Raw genomic sequence first — 226 nt, 5'->3', positions numbered from 1 at the left:
CAAAGCTTGCGCTTTGCGGACAAGCGACAGTGAGTTTGTTAGGCAGCGTTCTCTATACCGCGCCGGCCTTCTGCGCATACTCCCACGAGGCTTTTGACAGCGGCACGGTGCGCTTGGCGGATTCGAGCGCCTTGGCGTTGGCGGCGGTGCCGTCGCGGACACGGCCGGCGATGCCTTGGGTGATGCCGGCGAGGCGGAACAGATTGTAGGCGAAATACCAGTTGAG

General features: G+C 62.4%; 1 pseudogene. It reads right to left on the bottom strand.

From position 1 onward, the window contains the following. Positions 1-52 precede the first annotated feature (52 nt). Positions 53-226 (bottom strand): annotated as a pseudogene (locus tag AC0L2O_RS37710) (phosphotransferase family protein); the annotation flags it as partial.

Source organism: Bradyrhizobium sp. Kon10 (assembly GCF_055807395.1).
The sequence above is the reverse complement of the archived record's forward strand: the minus strand, read 5'-3'. Positions and strand labels throughout refer to the sequence as shown.